At 67.6% G+C, this 15,834-nt stretch carries 14 protein-coding genes; 10 read left to right on the plus strand and 4 right to left on the minus strand.

Annotated elements, in window-relative coordinates; genetic code table 11:
• The coding region (locus B3547_RS02845) for an Hsp20 family protein (protein WP_292959966.1) at positions 1 to 425 on the plus strand (425 nt) is incomplete at its 5' end.
• A 265-nt stretch (positions 426 to 690) separates the two neighbouring features.
• Here B3547_RS02845 and B3547_RS02850 read toward each other — a convergent pair.
• From B3547_RS02850 to tpiA, 3 genes are all read right to left on the minus strand, one after another.
• A complete protein-coding gene (locus B3547_RS02850) occupies positions 691 to 2,322 on the minus strand; it encodes a CTP synthase (RefSeq protein ID WP_292959968.1) in 1,632 nt (543 codons plus the stop codon).
• 177 nt (positions 2,323 to 2,499) lie between these two features.
• Positions 2,500 to 2,838: a preprotein translocase subunit SecG gene (secG, locus tag B3547_RS02855; protein ID WP_292960120.1), complete on the minus strand. Its 339-nt coding sequence runs from the start codon at positions 2,836 to 2,838 to the stop codon at positions 2,500 to 2,502.
• 113 nt (positions 2,839 to 2,951) lie between these two features.
• Entirely contained in the window at positions 2,952 to 3,710 is a 759-nt protein-coding gene (tpiA, locus tag B3547_RS02860; RefSeq protein ID WP_292959970.1) for a triose-phosphate isomerase, read from the minus strand.
• A gap of 261 nt (positions 3,711 to 3,971) precedes the next feature.
• Here tpiA and B3547_RS02865 point away from each other — a divergent pair, with 261 nt between their 5' ends.
• From B3547_RS02865 to lexA, 9 genes are all read left to right on the plus strand, one after another.
• Complete coding sequence (locus B3547_RS02865) at positions 3,972 to 5,900, plus strand: peptidyl-prolyl cis-trans isomerase (RefSeq protein WP_292959973.1); 1,929 nt, start codon at positions 3,972 to 3,974, stop codon at positions 5,898 to 5,900.
• 26 nt (positions 5,901 to 5,926) lie between these two features.
• Positions 5,927 to 7,471 (plus strand): anthranilate synthase component I family protein, encoded by a 1,545-nt coding sequence (locus B3547_RS02870; protein WP_292959976.1) that lies wholly within the window; start codon positions 5,927 to 5,929, stop codon positions 7,469 to 7,471.
• Between the two features lie 9 nt (positions 7,472 to 7,480).
• Positions 7,481 to 8,065, plus strand: coding sequence for an anthranilate synthase component II (locus tag B3547_RS02875; RefSeq protein ID WP_292959978.1), 585 nt, complete (start codon positions 7,481 to 7,483; stop codon positions 8,063 to 8,065).
• Positions 8,062 to 9,054: an anthranilate phosphoribosyltransferase gene (gene trpD, locus B3547_RS02880; RefSeq protein WP_292959980.1), complete on the plus strand. Its 993-nt coding sequence runs from the start codon at positions 8,062 to 8,064 to the stop codon at positions 9,052 to 9,054. Before B3547_RS02875 ends, trpD begins: the two co-directional genes overlap by 4 nt.
• Before the next feature lie 150 nt (positions 9,055 to 9,204).
• The gene (gene trpC, locus B3547_RS02885) at positions 9,205 to 9,993 is read left to right on the plus strand and encodes an indole-3-glycerol phosphate synthase TrpC (RefSeq protein ID WP_292959982.1); all 789 of its coding nucleotides are present in this window, start codon (positions 9,205 to 9,207) and stop codon (positions 9,991 to 9,993) included.
• Between the two features lie 102 nt (positions 9,994 to 10,095).
• Complete coding sequence (locus B3547_RS02890) at positions 10,096 to 10,974, plus strand: hypothetical protein (RefSeq protein WP_292959984.1); 879 nt, start codon at positions 10,096 to 10,098, stop codon at positions 10,972 to 10,974.
• Positions 10,975 to 11,260: 286 nt separating this feature from the next.
• On the plus strand, positions 11,261 to 11,752 hold the full coding sequence (moaC, locus tag B3547_RS02895; protein ID WP_292959987.1) for a cyclic pyranopterin monophosphate synthase MoaC: 492 nt from the start codon (positions 11,261 to 11,263) through the stop codon (positions 11,750 to 11,752).
• On the plus strand, positions 11,749 to 12,954 hold the full coding sequence (locus B3547_RS02900; protein WP_292959988.1) for a molybdopterin molybdotransferase MoeA: 1,206 nt from the start codon (positions 11,749 to 11,751) through the stop codon (positions 12,952 to 12,954). Before moaC ends, B3547_RS02900 begins: the two co-directional genes overlap by 4 nt.
• Positions 12,955 to 13,011: 57 nt before the next feature.
• Positions 13,012 to 13,704, plus strand: a complete 693-nt coding sequence (gene lexA, locus B3547_RS02905; protein WP_124807481.1) for a transcriptional repressor LexA — start codon at positions 13,012 to 13,014, stop codon at positions 13,702 to 13,704.
• Here lexA and B3547_RS02910 read toward each other — a convergent pair.
• A complete protein-coding gene (locus B3547_RS02910; RefSeq protein WP_292959999.1) occupies positions 13,698 to 15,824 on the minus strand; it encodes a ComEC/Rec2 family competence protein in 2,127 nt (708 codons plus the stop codon). The genes lexA and B3547_RS02910 overlap by 7 nt on opposite strands.
• Positions 15,825 to 15,834: the final 10 nt, after the last annotated feature.

A 15,834-nucleotide genomic window follows, 5' to 3' on the forward strand; every position in this document is an offset into this window, starting at 1 on the left:
GCTTCGACCGCCTGTTCGACCTGCTGGAAAACGCCACCCGCGCGCAAAGCGGCGACAATTATCCCCCCTTCAACATCGAGCGCCGCGGCGAGGATGCCTATCGCATCACGCTGGCCGTTGCCGGCTTCAAGCCCGCCGATATCGACATCACCGCCCAGCAGAACCTGCTGGTCATTCAGGGCCGCAAGGGCGACGAGGCTGCCGCGCAGGGCGAGTTCCTGCATGTCGGCATTGCCCAACGCGGTTTCGAGCGCCGCTTTGAACTGGCCGATTTCGTGCGGGTCGAGAATGCCTCGCTGGAAGATGGCCTGCTGGTGGTCGACCTGCTGCGCGAGATTCCCGAGGCGATGAAGCCCAAGAAGATCGCTATCAACGGCGAGGCTCCCGCCACACTGACCGTGGTGGAGGACAAGAGCGCGGCGTAAAGGCTTCGCCTGATTTTTGAAGAAAAGGGTAGGTGCGAGGGTGGTTACACCCTCGCGCTCCCGTGATTGCCGGCATTGCGCCTAAACCAACCACCTGCGCAACGCCGGAGGCCATAGGCCCCAAGGCTTCGCCGCTTAGCGCCAGCCCTCAGAGCCAGCGCCACGTTGACCCTATCGGGATTGTTAAGGGCCCAACCGATTTGTCTCGACACATCGGCATCTAGGACGCGCCCTTAACCCGCCGGAGCCCCCTGATCCTAAACCCTTAGACCAGCCGCGCCTGACGCACCGCCGCGCCGATAAAGCCGGCAAACAGCGGATGCGGCTCGAACGGGCGGCTCTTGAGTTCAGGGTGGAACTGCACGCCCACGAACCACGGATGATCGGGCCGCTCGACGATTTCGGGCAGCAAGCCGTCAGGCGACATGCCCGAGAACACCAGCCCGCCCTTTTCGAGGCAGTCGCGATAGGCGACATTCACCTCGTAGCGGTGGCGATGGCGTTCCGAGATCAATTCGCTGCCATAGATCGTGGCAACATGGCTGTTGGGACTGAGCTTGGCCTCATAGGCGCCCAGACGCATCGTACCGCCCAGATCGGTGTCGGCCGAGCGCTGTTGCAAGCCCTCCTCGCTCATCCATTCCGTGATGATGCCCACCACCGGCTCGGCTGTCGGGCCAAATTCGGTCGAGGAGGCCTCGGCAATGCCCGCCGTGTTGCGCGCACCCTCGATACAGGCCATCTGCATGCCAAGGCAAATGCCGAGGAACGGAACCTTGCGCTCGCGGGCGAAACGCACCGCGGCGATCTTGCCCTCTGTGCCGCGCTCGCCAAAGCCGCCGGGCACGAGAATGCCATGCAAAGGCTCGAGATTGGCGGCGATCTCGTCATCGCCCTTCTCGAAAATCTCGGCATCCAGCCAGCGGATGTTGACCTTCACCTTGTTGGCCATGCCGCCATGCACCAGCGCCTCGTTGAGGCTCTTGTAGGCGTCCTGCAGCACGACATATTTGCCGACCACGCCAATCGTCACCTCGCCCTCGGGATGGGCATAGGTCTGGGTCAAACCCTCCCAACGCTTGAGTTCCGGCTCGGGCGCGGCGAGGCCAAAGTGGTGCAGCACGGCATTGTCCAACCCTTCGGCATGGTATTGCAGCGGCACAGCATAGATATTGGGCGCGTCGAGCGCGGGGATCACCGCTTCCTTGCGCACGTTGCAGAACAGCGCGATCTTGTTGCGTTCGTTCTCGGGCAATTCCTGCTCGCAACGGCACAGCAGCACGTCGGGCTGAATGCCGTAGGAGGTCAGTTCGCGCACCGAGTGCTGAGTCGGCTTGGTCTTCAACTCGCCCGCAGCCGCGATATAGGGCACCAGCGTGACGTGGGCAAAGCAGGTTTGCTCGCGGCCCAACTCGTTGCGGAGCTGGCGGATTGCCTCGATAAAGGGCAGGCCCTCGATGTCGCCCACCGTGCCGCCGATCTCGCACAGCACGAAATCGAGATCATCGGTGTCGGCCTGGGCGAATTCCTTGATGGCGTCGGTCACATGCGGGATCACCTGCACCGTCGCGCCCAGATAGTCGCCACGGCGCTCCTTGGCGATGATTGTCTGATAGATGCGGCCCGAGGTGATATTGTCGCTCTTGCGCGCCGAAACGCCGGTGAAGCGCTCGTAATGCCCCAGATCGAGGTCGGTCTCCGCACCGTCGTCGGTCACAAAGACCTCGCCGTGCTGATAGGGGCTCATCGTGCCCGGATCGACATTGAGATAGGGGTCGAATTTCCGGATGCGGACCTTGAAGCCGCGCGCCTGCAGAAGGGCAGCCAGCGAAGCCGCCATAAGACCCTTGCCAAGCGAGGAAACCACGCCGCCGGTGATGAAAATGTACCGCGTCATGGGAGTTGCGCCTTACCTTTTAAAACCGTTCAATCCAAGCGCGCGCACGCGCAAAACTCATGGCAATCCACAGCCCTGATCGCGCCCCGCGAAAGGCGGCCGAACACAAGATCGCCAAAAACCAAACACCCCCCGCCGCAAACGCAGCGGAAGGGCATCAGCCTATGGGAATAAACCTTACTTCTTGGCCGCGCCGCCCAGCGGATCGGCCGGCAGCACCGGCGCCGGAACAACAGGCGCCGCAGCGGGCGTCACAGTGCGATCCAGCGTGGTATCCACCTTCTGGTCCGACGAGGACTTCACCGCAATCGCCGCCAGCACAATCGACAGACTGACAAAGATCGTCGCCAGCACCGCCGTCGAGCGGGTGAGGAAGTCGGCAGCGCCGCGCGCCGACATGAAGCCGGTGGGGCTGCCCCCCACGCCCAGACCGCCGCCTTCCGACTTCTGGATCAGAATCACGCCCACCAGCGCCACCCCGATAAGGGCCTGAACCACGATGAGGAAGATAAACATGCGGATCTGTGCTTTCGTTTCCGCCACACCCATATAGCGCGGCTACGGCGCGCATCTAGGCGCGCCGCGCGTCAGTTGCAAGGGGGATCAGCCCCTAAATCAGCCCCTGAAACTCAACCCTCTGCCAGCGCCGCGGCGGCACTGATAATGGTGCCGAAGCTTTCCGCCGTCAGACTGGCACCGCCAACCAGCGCGCCCCCCACCTCGTCGGCAGCCAGCAATTGCGCGGCATTGCCCGCATTGACCGAGCCGCCATAGAGAATGCGCACTGCCGCGCCCGCCTCGCCATAGGCCGCCACCAGACCGGCGCGGATCGAGCGGTGCATCGCTCCTACATCCTCGACCGAGGGCACGCGGCCCGTGCCGATCGCCCAAACCGGCTCGTAAGCCACGGAAACCGAGGTCTCAACGCCCTCGCCCAGCGGGATCGAACCCGCCACCTGCGCGCCAACCACGGCCTCGGCCTGTCCGGCATCGCGCTCGGCCTCGGTCTCGCCCACACAGACGATCACTTTCAGACCGGCGGCCAGCGCGGCGTCCGCCTTGGCGCGCACATCGGCATCGCTCTCGCCATGCATGGCGCGGCGTTCGCTATGGCCCAGAATGACGAAATCCGCGCCAGCATCGGCCAGCATCGGCGCCGCGACATCGCCGGTATAGGCGCCCGACACCTTGGCGTGGCAATCCTGCCCGCCCACGGCCATCACCTCGGCAGCGTCAGCCATCGCGGCGACCAGCGTGAAAGCAGGCGCCAGACCCACATCAACTGCCGGATAGCGACCGGCAACACGGTCAATAGCGCGGGCTTCGGTCAGATTCGCCTTGAGGCCGTTCATCTTCCAGTTGCCGACGATATAGGGGCGTTGCGCCATGACTATGAAATCCCTGTTGTTATTCCGTGCGAAAAGCTGCGGCGCCCGACCGTGATCCGGCGGAAACCCGCGTTTTCATGCCTTTTGGCGCCTAGGCCAGCGGGATCGGCTTGTCAAAAGGACAAAGGTTGCATCCGGTGGAAATTGCCCTTGAGCGCAGCACAATGGCCCGCGCCGCGCTTGCGGTCGGCGCGAAGGCCGCCTAAAGCCCGCCGCATAGTGTCTTGTCCGGCGCGCGCCGGATCTGTTCAGGGTTTCGTGATGCTTCAGGTCTTCCGCAAGTTTTTCCATTCCTCGGTGGGGGTGTTCTCGGCGCTCGCGTTGATCGTGATGCTGGCGCTGGCCTTTGCGGCGGGCGATGTGGCCAATCTGACCGGTTCCGGTGGCATTACGGGTGGCGATCGCGTGGCCAAGGTGGGCGACAGCTCCATCGGCACCGCGCAACTGACCAAACAGGCGCAGCAGGCGCTCGAGGGCGTCCGCGCGCAGAACCCGTCGGCCACGATGAAGGACCTGCTGGCGCAAGGCGGGCTGGACCAAATCCTCGACCAGATGATCGACGAGGAGGCGATGGTCTCCTTCGGCGCCAAGAACGGCGTGGTCGCGGGCAAGCGTCTGGTCGACAGTGAACTGGCCAAGATCCCCGCCTTTCAGGGCGCGGGCGGCAAGTTTGACGAGAACACCTATCGCGGCATTCTGGCCCAGCGCCAGTTGAACGATGCCGATGTGCGCGACAGTTTCACCCGCGAACTCGTGGGCCGCCAGTTGCTCAGCCCCGCCAAGCTTGGCGCCAGCCTGCCGCAGGCCGCGCTGGTGCAATATGCCGCTTTGCTGAAAGAGCACCGCAATGGCGTGATCGGCGTGTTGCCCTCGGCAGCCTTTGCACCCAAGACGCCCGCTTCGCCCGCCGAAATCGGCGCCTGGTACCGCAGCCATCAGGCTGCCTACACTATCCCCGAACGCCGCGTCATCCGCTATGCGATGTTCGACGAAAGCGCGGCCAAGAACGTGGCCGCGCCCACCGACGCCGAGATTGCCGCGCGCTTCGACGCCAACAAGGCGCGCTATGCCGCCAGCGAGAGCCGCAAGGTGACGCAGCTTATCGTCATCAGCGAAAGCCTCGCCAAGGACATCGCCGCCACCGTTGCCAAGGGCACCCCGCTCGAAGCCGCCGCCAAGGCCAAGGGGCTCAACGCCGCCTCGCTGGGTCTGGTGACCAAGGCCGATCTGACGACCCGCAGCGGCGCGGGTGTGGCCGATGCCGCCTTCGCCGCCAAGCAGGGCGCTATCGCCGGTCCCGTCAAGGGCGCGTTGGGCTGGGCCTTGGTCCGCGTCGATGGTGTGGAGAGCAAACCCGCCCGCACGCTCGATCAGGTAAAGCCCGAAATCGTCGCGGCGCTGACCGAAGAGAAGCGCAAGGTTGCGCTTGCCGCGCTGACCGAAAAGGTGAGCGACGCTTTCGACAAGGGCGACGCGCTGGCCGATACCGCCAAGGATCTTGGGCTGACGCTGAACCAGACCGGCGAGCTGACCGCCGATGGCCAGAGCGCGGGTTCGCCCCTGCCCAAGGAACTCGCGCCGATCCTGAAGGCCGCCTTCGGGCTGGAGCATGAAGGGCAGGCCCAGATCAGCGAGTTGGTCGCGGGCAAGAGCTTTGTCATCTACGACGTTGCCAAGATCACCGCCGCCGCCCCTGCCCCGCTCGACAGCATCAAGGCGCGCGTGGCCGCCGATATCGCGCTCGACAAGGGCGCCACCGCCGCCAAGGCCGCCGCGCTCAAGGTGTTGGCTGGGGCCAAGAAGGGGGGCGAACTGGCCCCGCTGCTCGGCGGGCTGGGTGTAGCCGTGCCCGCGCCGCAACCGATCAGCATGGGTCGCGACCAGATCGCCGCCATGCAGGGCCGCATCCCGCCCGCGCTGGGTCTGCTTTTCGCGATGGCGCAAGGCACCACCAAACTGTTGCCGATGGCCGGCAACCAGGGCTGGTTCGTGGTGCAGTTGAAGCAGATCGTGCCCGGCACAGTCGATGCCAAGGACCCGATGATCGCGCAGGTCAATGCCGAGCTTTCTGCCCTTGCCGCGCGTGAACAGGATGCCGCGCTGCGCCGCGCGATCCGCGCCGAAGTGACGGTGAAGCGCAACGACACCGCCTTCAAATCCGTCGCCAGCCAGTTGGCGGGCGGCAACTGATCCCCAACCCTAAAAGCGAAAGAGCGATGACCGAACCGACCAGCCTCCACCCCGACAATTGGGACGCCGCGCGCGCGTTGCTCCAAGCGGGGAAGCCGGCACTGGTCTGGCGTCGCACCATTGCCGATACCGAAACGCCGGTGGGCGCGGGCGTCAAGCTGATGGAAGACGGGCGCGGCGATTTCCTGCTGGAATCGGTGGAAGGTGGCGAGGTGCGCGGGCGTTACAGCCTGCTGGGCCTCGCCCCCGATCTGGTGTTCCGCGCCACGGGCCACAGCGCCGAGGTCAACCGCCAGTGGAGCCATAACCGCGAGGCGTTCGAGCCGCTGGCTGGCGATGCGCTGGGCGAGCTGCGCGCGTTGGTGGAAAGTTGCCGGATGGATGTGCCCGCCGCCCTGCCGCGCGCGCTGGCCTGCATCGTTGGCTATTTCGGCTATGAAACCTTTGGACTGGTGGAAAAGCTGCCGCGCGCGCCGCAAAGCGAACTGGTGCTGCCCGACATGCTGTTTGTGCGCCCCACCCTCATTCTGGTGTTCGACCGGCTGGGCGATGAACTCTTTGCCGTGGCGCCGGTCTGGCCCTCGGACAGCGCGCCCGAGGCCGCGCTGCTGGGCGCGCAGGAACGGATCGATGCCGCGCTGGCGCGCCTAACGCAACCCGCGCCGGTGGCTGCGCGCGCACCGCAGGATCTGCCCGTGCCGCAACTGACGCCCACCATGCCCGCAGGGCGCTATGGCGAGATGGTGAGCGCGGCCAAGGACTATATCGAGGCGGGCGACATCTTTCAGGTGGTGCTGGCCCAGCGCTTCACCGCGCCCTTCACCCTGCCCCCGCTGGCGCTCTATCGCAGCTTGCGGCGGGTGAACCCCTCGCCTTTCCTCTATTTCCTCGATCTGCCCGGCTTTGCGCTGATCGGCTCCAGCCCCGAAATCCTTGTGCGCGTGCGCGGCAAGGAGGATGGCAAGCGCGAGGTGACGATCCGCCCCATCGCCGGCACGCGCCCGCGCGGCAAGACGGCGGAAGAGGACCGCGCCAACGAGGAAAGCCTGCTGGCCGATCCGAAGGAACGCGCCGAACACCTCATGCTGCTCGACCTCGGCCGCAACGACGTGGGCCGCGTGGCCAAGGCGGGCACGGTCAAGGTCACCGAAAGCTACACGATCGAACGCTACAGCCACGTCATGCACATCGTCTCGAACGTGGTGGGCGAACTCGATACCCAGCGCGCGGATTCGGTCGATGCGCTGTTCGCAGGCTTCCCTGCGGGCACCGTCAGCGGCGCGCCCAAGGTCCGCGCCTGCGAGATCATCGCCGAACTGGAACCCGAAACGCGCGGCGCCTATGCCGGCGGCGTCGGCTATTTCGCACCCGACGGCTCGGTGGATAGCTGCATCGTGCTGAGGACCGGCGTGATCAAGGACGGCGTACTCCACGTCCAGGCCGGCGCGGGCATCGTGGCGGACAGCGATCCCGTCTACGAACAGCGCGAATGCGAACACAAGTCCGGCGCCCTCTTCGCCGCCGCGCGCGAGGCGATCCGCGTGGCCAGCGATCCGGGCTTCGGGCAGTAGGACCCCATCATGATCCTCGTCATCGACAATTACGACAGCTTCACCTGGAACCTCGTTCACTACCTGATGGAGATGGGCGCGGAAGTGGATGTCGTCCGCAACGATGCGCTGTCCGCCGGGCAGGCGATATCCTCTGGCGCGCGGGGGTTCCTGATCTCGCCCGGTCCCTGCACGCCCAACGAGGCCGGGATCAGCCTCGATCTGGTGGGCGCGGCGGCCGACGCCGGGGTGCCGCTGCTCGGCGTGTGCCTGGGCCACCAGTCGATCGGGCAGTATTTCGGCGGGCAGGTGGTGCGCGGCGGGCTGATGCACGGCAAGACCTCGCCCGTCGCCCATGACGGCACCGGCATGTTCGCCGGCATCCCCTCGCCCTTCACCGCCACGCGCTATCACTCGCTGATCGTGACCGACATTCCCGATGCGCTGGCGGTCAACGCCACGTCGGACGATACGCACGTCATGGGCTTCCGCCATCGCGAGCTGCCGATCCACGGCGTGCAGTTCCACCCGGAATCGATTGCCACCGAACACGGCCACGCCATGCTGGCAAACTTCCTTCGGCTGTGCGGCGTGGACGCGAAAGTCCCGGCGTGACCGCGCTGCCGCCGGTCGACCACCCGCTCGACGAGGACACCGCCGAGCGGGCCTTCGCCGCGATTCTCGATGGCTCGGTTCCAGACGACGCGATCGCCGCCTTCCTCGTCGCGCTGTCGGAGCGGGGCGAGACGGCGAGCGAGATTGCCGGCGCGGCGCGAGCGATGCGCGCGCGGATGATCCCGGTGAAGGCCCCCGCCAACGCCATCGACGTCTGCGGCACCGGCGGTGACGGGCACCATACGCTCAACGTCTCCACCGCCGTCAGCCTGGTCGTCGCGGCCTGCGGCGTGCCGGTGGCCAAGCACGGCAACCGCGCCGCCAGTTCCAAGGCCGGCGCGGCCGACACGCTCGAAGCGCTGGGCCTCAACCTCGATCGCGCTGCCGAAACGGCGGAAGAGACGCTGGCGGACATCGGCATCGGCTTCCTCTTTGCCGCGCGCCACCACCCGGCGATGGGCCGCATCATGCCGATCCGCAAGGCGATCGGCCGGCGCACGATCTTCAACCTGATGGGGCCGCTGGCCAATCCGGCGCAGGTCGCGCGCCAGCTCGTCGGCATCGCACGGCCCGCCTATGTGCCGATCTATGCCGATGCGCTGGCCCGGCTCGGCACCGCGCGTTCCTTTGTCGTCTCGGGCGACGAGGGGCTGGACGAACTCTCGCTCGCCGGTGGCAACGAACTGGCCGACGTGACCGGCGCGGAGATCGTGATGCGCCGCGTCGCACCGTCCGATGCCGATCTGCCCACCGCACCGATCGAGGCGATCCGGGGCGGCGATCCCGCGCACAATGCCGAGGCCTTGCGCCGCCTGCTGCTGGGCGAGCCCGGCGCTTATCGCGACGCCGTCCTCCTCAACGCCGCCGCCGCGCTGATGGTCGCGGGCGAAGCGCGCGACTGGCACGAAGGCGTGGAGGAAGCGGCCGAGGCGATCGACAAGGGGCTGGCCAAGGCCCTGCTCGATTGCTGGATCGTGGCGCTGCGCTAGAGGCCGGGATTGCGGGCGCGCCGGTGTCTCGACTCCGCTCGACACGAACGGAGGTTAAAGGACACTCGGTCCCCGTTCGTGTCGAGCGAAGTCGAGACACACCGCACCACCCTCTCGACTCGCCCCGCGCAGTCCCGCTAAAGCGCCGCGATGACCGACAAGCTCACCGAGATCTGCGACACCAAGCGCAGCGAAGTCGCCGCCCGCAAGGCCGCCACCTCGCTGGCCGACCTGGCCACCCGCGCCGCCGGGCAGAGCGCCCCGCGGGGGTTCGAGGCGGCCTTGCGCGCGAAAGCGGCCGCTGGCTACGCGCTGATCGCGGAGATCAAGAAGGCGAGCCCGTCCAAGGGCCTGATCCGCGCCGATTTCCAGCCCGCCGAACACGCGCGGCAGTATGAAGCCGGGGGCGCGGCCTGTCTTTCGATCCTGACCGACGCGCCCTATTTCCAGGGGCACGAGGATTTCCTGATCGCCGCCCGTGCCGCCTGCGCGCTGCCGGTGTTGCGCAAGGATTTCATGGTCGATCCCTGGCAGGTCACGGAAGCCCGCGCGATCGGGGCCGACGCCATCCTCATCATCGTCGCCGCCCTGGACGACGGTGCCATGGCCGAGATCGAGGCCGCCGCGATCGACCACGGCATGGACGTGCTGGTGGAGGTCCATAACGAGGCCGAGATGGAGCGCGCCGCGCGGCTGCGCTCGCGCCTGATCGGCGTCAACAACCGCGATCTCAAGCGCTTCGTCACCGATATCGCCATCACCGAACGGCTGGCCCCGCTGGCCCCCGAAGGCACGCTGCTGGTCAGCGAAAGCGGCATCAATACCCATGCCGATCTCCAGCGGCTCGAAAAGTGCGGCGCACGCACCTTCCTGGTCGGCGAAAGCCTGATGCGCCAGGCGGATGTCACGGCGGCGGTAAAGGCCCTGCTCCAGGGCTGATCCGCCGCTCCGCATCGGTCCATTTTCACCATACCTCGCGTCCCGGCACGGCAGTAGGGGCGATCCCGTCCCAACGGCACGGGCGGCAAGGTGAAAGGTGGCATGAAGGCAGTCTTGCGGGGATCGCGCCGCGTCCTGCCCGCCGCCGGCACGGTCCTTTCCTTCCGCACCGCTCCGTTCACGCGCTTTTCGCCGGCCGAAACCGGGCGGTGGGCCGCATTGCGCGTGATCGGTGCCAACCCTGCGACAATCGCGGTCCTGGTGCTGGACGGGATATGGTCCGCGCGCCCATCGCGCGCCGAGACCGCCACCTGCGGCATCCTGCGTGAACACCGGTTCTCGCTGCGCCGGGAACCCGCGATTTTCGGCTTGCAGCCGCCGGACTGGAAGCTGGCCGACCTGCGCGAACCGATGCTGCTGGGCGAAACGCCGTTGTCGGCTCAAGACCGAGCCCATGCCGAAGCCATCGCCCGCTACGGCATCGGCGCGCGCTATGGCACCTCGCTCGCCAGCGCGAGCGAGGCTGCCGAGGGCGAATGGCGCTGGGCGCATGATCGCGATGCCTTGCGCGATGAAGTCGCGCGCGAACAGATCGCCGAAAAGGCGGAAGCAGCCGCCGCCCGCACCCGCTTCGCCGCCCGGATGGCCGGGCTGACGTGGGACCGTCTGCGCGCCGAAACGCCGCTGGCAGGCTGGAGCGCGGCCGAGACGGGGCTGCCGCCCGCGTTCGTGGCCGGCGCGCGCCGGGCACTGCTGCTGGCCTGCGCCGAACTCTCCGCACTGGCGCCGAAGCCGCGCAAGCCCGCCGCCCGCGCGATCTTCAAACGCTGCGTGGCGTGGTTCAACCATGCCGATCACCGCATCGGCGGCATGATCGGTACGGCGGAGCGCGACGACATCCGCGCCGCTCTCGCCGAGATGGCCCGGGTTGCCGGGCAGAAGCGGCTGCTGGAGGAAATCGACGGCTGGCGCGACTGGTAGGGTTGGACGGCCACCCTGTCGTCATTGCGAGGGGCGCAGCCCCGCGGCAATCCCGGGCAGCACGCGCGGCTCTGGATTGCTTCGCTTCCGCTCGCAATGACGAACGGACCACTCGGCACTGATCGGCCCCTAACCCCCTGTCCTAAGCCGCGATCCTCTGGCATGACCACGGCATGACAGCCTGCTTTTCCTTTTGTCGCGGCGCGGTTTTCACCGGCCCGTGCCCACCCCGTGTTCCTTCGCCATGGACCGTGTCAACTTTGTCAACTTCGCAAGATTGCTGCGCATGAGCGGGCTTACGCATCTCGATTCACAAGGCCATGCGCGCATGGTCGATGTCGGCGGCAAGGCGGAAACGGCGCGCGTCGCCATCGCGCAGGGCCGCATCCGCATGACGCCGGCCACGCTTGCCGCCATCCGCGAGGGCGATGCGCCAAAGGGCGACGTTCTCGCGGCAGCGCGGATCGCCGGGATCATGGCGGCGAAGAAGACGGGCGAACTCATCCCCCTGTGCCATCCGCTTGCGCTCGATGCGGTCGCAGTGGAGTTCGCCTTCGTGCCCGATGGCGTGGAGGTGACTGCCACTGCCTCGCTCACCGGCCGGACCGGGGTCGAAATGGAAGCGCTGACCGCCGTCTCGATCGCGCTGCTGACCATCTACGACATGGCCAAGGCGCTGGACAAAGGCATGGTGATCGAACAGGTCCGCCTGATCGAAAAGCGCGGCGGCAAGTCGGGCACGTGGCGCGCGGACGAAGAGCGGCAAGACCAGGCATGAAAACCCCACCGTTACCGCTGGAGGAGGCGCAGCGGCGCCTGCTCGCGCTGGCCCCCGCGCTGCCGGTGGAACGTCGCCCCGCCGCCGAATGCCTGGGGTTCCATCTCGCCCAGCCGCTCACCGCGCGGCGCAACCAGCCCGAGGCCGCGCTCTCCGCCATGGACGGATACGCCCTGCGCGCGGCCGACCTACCCGGCCCGTGGACCGTCGCGGGCGAAAGCGCCGCCGGCCATCCGTTCGATGGCACGGTCGCGCCCGGACAGGCGGTGCGGATCAGCACCGGCGCCGTGGTTCCCGACGGCGCGGACATGGTGCTGATCCAGGAAGACGCCACGCGCGAAGACGACAACCTGCGCCTGACGGGCGAACCGCCCGTGCCCCGAGACAAGCACATCCGCCCGCGCGGCATGGATTTCAGCCTCGATGCCCCCTTGCTGCCGGCCGGGCAACACATGGGCGCGGCGCAGATCGCGCTCGCCGTTGCCGCCGGGCACCATTACCTTGCCGTGCGCCGGCCGGTGAAACTGGCCGTCATCGATTGCGGCGATGAACTGGTCGCCCCCGGCACCCCGCTCGCGCCGCACCAGATTCCCGCCAGCAACGGCCCGATGCTGGCGGCGCTGGCGGCTGCCTGCCAGGTCGTGACCGATCGCATCGGGCCGATCCCCGACCGGCTCGACGACCTGACCGCCGCGCTGGACCGCGTGCGCGATGCCGATGTGGTGGTTACCAGCGGCGGCGCTTCGGTGGGCGATCACGATCTCGTTCGCCCGGCAATCGAGGCCACCGGCGCGACGCTCGATTTTTGGCGGGTCGCGATCAAGCCGGGCAAACCGCTGATGGTGGCACAACGCGGCAGACAGGTGATCCTGGGCCTGCCCGGCAATCCCGCCGCAGCCTTCGTGACCGGCTACCTGTTCCTGCTGCCGCTCCTCCGGGCCGCGCTGGGTGCGGCGGAAACGCTGCCGCGCCTGATTCCGGCTCGCCTCGCGCAGGATATGCCGGCGGGCGGCGGACGTACCGAATTCCTGCGCGCCCGCTGGGACGGTGCCAGCGTAACGCTCGATCCCCTGCAGGATTCCGGTGCGCTGTCGTCGCTCGCGCGCAGCAACGCGCTGGTCCGGCGCGAAGCCCGCGCGCCATTGACGCCAGCGGGAACGGATGTTCCGGTCTATTTGCTGGAAAATGGCGGAATTGCTTGACGGGTGCGTTTTGGTTGCTTATTCGTTCCGCATTCGTTCACTATGGAGTGACGCGCAATGCTGACGCGCAAGCAGCACGAACTGCTGACTTTCATCCAGCTCCGGCTTGAGGAGTCCGGCATTTCCCCCTCGTTCGAGGAAATGAAGGAAGCTCTCGATCTCAAATCGAAATCGGGCGTCCACCGGCTGATTTCAGCGCTGGAGGAACGCGGCTTCATCCGTCGGCTACCCAACCGCGCCCGCGCTCTGGAAGTGCTGCGCCAGCCGGACAGCGCAACCACCAAGGCCGCGTCGCGCACGGCTCCCGCAAACGATGTGGTCGTGCCGCTGCGCAGCCCGCCGAAGACCGCACCGGCGCCGGCCAACGACGTCATCGAAGTGCCGCTGCACGGCCGCATCGCCGCCGGTGCCCCGATCGAGGCGCTGGAAGGCTCCAGCGTATTGCCGGTGCCCGCAGCCCTGCTCGGCGCGGGTGAGCATTACGCGCTGGAAGTGTCCGGGGATTCGATGGTCGATGCCGGGATTTTCGATGGCGATTTCGCGCTGGTCCGCCGCACGGACATCGCCCGCGATGGCGAAATCGTGGTGGCGCTGATCCGGGGCGAGGAAGCGACGCTCAAGTACCTGCGCCGCGAAAAGGGCATGATCCGGCTCGATCCGGCCAACGCCGCCTACGATCCGCAATACTACCGTCCCGATGAAGTGCAGGTGCAGGGAAAGCTGGCGGGGCTGCTGCGCCGCTATCACTGATCCGTTGAAGCGGGCGACGGGGCGGCTTCCGGCCGGCGCGTCGCCCGCCAGCGATACCAGCCGTGGTGCCCTTGGGTTTCGGCCACGGTGCGCACGGTGCCAGCGGCAAGATCGATGGCGAGCCCGCCGGTCCGTGCCAGCAAGGCCCGATCCGCTTTCAGCATCCGGGGCAGGCAGGTGCGTGGTAGGCGGCGATCTGCGATGACAATGTCGGCCGCTGCGCAGGCCCGTTTCAACTCCCCGATCTCCACCAGATCCTGCCCGCGCGCCATCAGCACCGCGAACGAACGCCCGCCCCGCTTCAGCGCGATCCGGCAGAAGTCGGCGTTGCAGGCCGCGGCGGGCCAGGTGTCGAGCGGGCGGACGTTCCCCTCCATCCCGGCCATTTCCAGCAGGTTTTCGCGGGTATAGTCCCCGCGCGTCTGGCGCAGCACCAGCAGTTCCGGCCCTTCTCCGGTCACGCCCACGTGACGGCCATCGCCCGAGACCAGGATGTCGGGCGGGCGCATGGTGGCGAAGACCAGCGCGGCCACCGCTGCCGGAACAAGCCCCCACAGGCGCACCGGTCCGGTCCACAGCGCCAGCCACAGCCCGCCGGCAACGAACAGCGCGAACACCCCGGGCGGCATCGACGGCATAAGCGTCACCGCGCCAGGCTGCCCCGCCGTCACGTGCGACAGCCACAGCAGGAGTTCGAGCGACTTGCCCGTCAGCCACCACGCCGGCCCGCCCGCCCCCACCACGTCCAGCACCAGCGCCAGCGCGATCAGCGGCATGGTCACGAACGTGGTGAGCGGAATGGCCACGACGTTGGCCGCCGCGCCGTAGATGCCCGCGCGGTGGAAATGGAACAGCCCGATCGGCATCAGCGCCAGTTCGATCACGAGTCCCGTCGCGAGCAGCATCACGAGATGCCGCCCCAGGCGAAGCAGTACCCCTTCCTCGCGCGCGGCCAGGAAGCGCTTGGCCGGCGCGGAACCGTGGAACGCGATGATCGCGATCACCGAGGCGAAGCTCATCTGGAAGCTCGGCCCGAACACGGCCTCGGGCCAGAACACCATGACGAAGAACGCCGCCACCGCCAGCATCCGCAGCGACAGCGGATCGCGCCCCAGCGCCAGCGCCGCCAGCACCAGCAAGGCGCCGATGCACGATCGCACCGTCGGCACTTCCGATCCCGTCAGCAGGGTATAGGCAATGCCCGCCAGCGCCCCCCCCGCCGCCGCGACGATCGGCAGGCGCACGCGCAGCGCCACGAAGGGAAACAAGGCGAACAGGCGCACAGTCAGGACATAGACCGCCGTGATCACCGCACTGACATGCAGGCCGCTGATCGAAAGCAGATGCGTCAGCCCGGCATCGCGCATCGCGTCCTCGTCGGTCGGCGCGATGCTGCCCCGATCGCCGCTTGCCAGTGCGGCCGCGATCGAACCGGGCGATCCGGCGAGACGGGCGCGAATGTGATCGGCCAGGTGTTGCTGCCAGCGGCGCAGCAGCCCTCCCCCGTCAGGCGGGGCCAGCACATCGACCGGCCCGACCACGCTGCCGGTCGCGGCAAGGCCCTGGAACCACGCGGCCCGTGCGAAGTCGTATCCGCCCGGCAGCATCGGCGGAGCGGGCGGCATCAGGCGCGCCCGCAGCCGCACCGTGGCGCCTTCGGCAAGACCGGGCCTGTCCTCTTCCAGCGGCAGGTTCACGCGCACCCGCATCGCACCGGGTACGCCTTCGATCCGCGCGTCGACGAGGAGGCGCACCCGCCCCCGCGCACTTTCCTCCTGCCGGTCGAGAATGCGCCCCTCCACCCAGCCGAAGGTCGGATGGTCCACCCCCGACTTTCCGACGAGCGCGGACTTGCTCCACACCGTCACGCAACCTGCCGCCACCATGAGCGGCAGAGAAAGCGCGGCAAGCCGAACGTAATCCAGCGAACCCTCGCGCGGGATCGCCAGGGCCAGCGTCGCCACCGCCGCACAGGCGGCGAGAAGCGCCATCCACTGCCATGGCCCGTCCAGTTCCAGCCAGCTTGCGATTCCCGTCAGGAACGCGACCGCAAGCCATGGCGCACGGTCGAACGGGCGGGCGGCGAGGAATGCGTTGCTCGACGGAAGTATGCTGGACAAGCGCCGATAA

The sequence above is a fragment of the Novosphingobium sp. UBA1939 genome (assembly GCF_002336885.1).
GTDB lineage: Bacteria > Pseudomonadota > Alphaproteobacteria > Sphingomonadales > Sphingomonadaceae > Novosphingobium.

Bases quoted from the DNA above. Each gene is read 5' to 3' on its own strand.
- B3547_RS02850 (WP_292959968.1), bottom strand. From the start codon at position 2,322: ATGACGCGGTACATTTTCATCACCGGCGGCGTGGTTTCCTCGCTTGGC.
- secG (WP_292960120.1), bottom strand. From the start codon at position 2,838: ATGTTTATCTTCCTCATCGTGGTTCAGGCCCTTATCGGGGTGGCGCTG.
- tpiA (WP_292959970.1), bottom strand. From the start codon at position 3,710: ATGGCGCAACGCCCCTATATCGTCGGCAACTGGAAGATGAACGGCCTC.
- B3547_RS02865 (WP_292959973.1), top strand. From the start codon at position 3,972: ATGCTTCAGGTCTTCCGCAAGTTTTTCCATTCCTCGGTGGGGGTGTTC.
- B3547_RS02870 (WP_292959976.1), top strand. From the start codon at position 5,927: ATGACCGAACCGACCAGCCTCCACCCCGACAATTGGGACGCCGCGCGC.
- B3547_RS02875 (WP_292959978.1), top strand. From the start codon at position 7,481: ATGATCCTCGTCATCGACAATTACGACAGCTTCACCTGGAACCTCGTT.
- trpC (WP_292959982.1), top strand. From the start codon at position 9,205: ATGACCGACAAGCTCACCGAGATCTGCGACACCAAGCGCAGCGAAGTC.
- B3547_RS02890 (WP_292959984.1), top strand. From the start codon at position 10,096: ATGAAGGCAGTCTTGCGGGGATCGCGCCGCGTCCTGCCCGCCGCCGGC.
- moaC (WP_292959987.1), top strand. From the start codon at position 11,261: ATGAGCGGGCTTACGCATCTCGATTCACAAGGCCATGCGCGCATGGTC.
- B3547_RS02900 (WP_292959988.1), top strand. From the start codon at position 11,749: ATGAAAACCCCACCGTTACCGCTGGAGGAGGCGCAGCGGCGCCTGCTC.
- lexA (WP_124807481.1), top strand. From the start codon at position 13,012: ATGCTGACGCGCAAGCAGCACGAACTGCTGACTTTCATCCAGCTCCGG.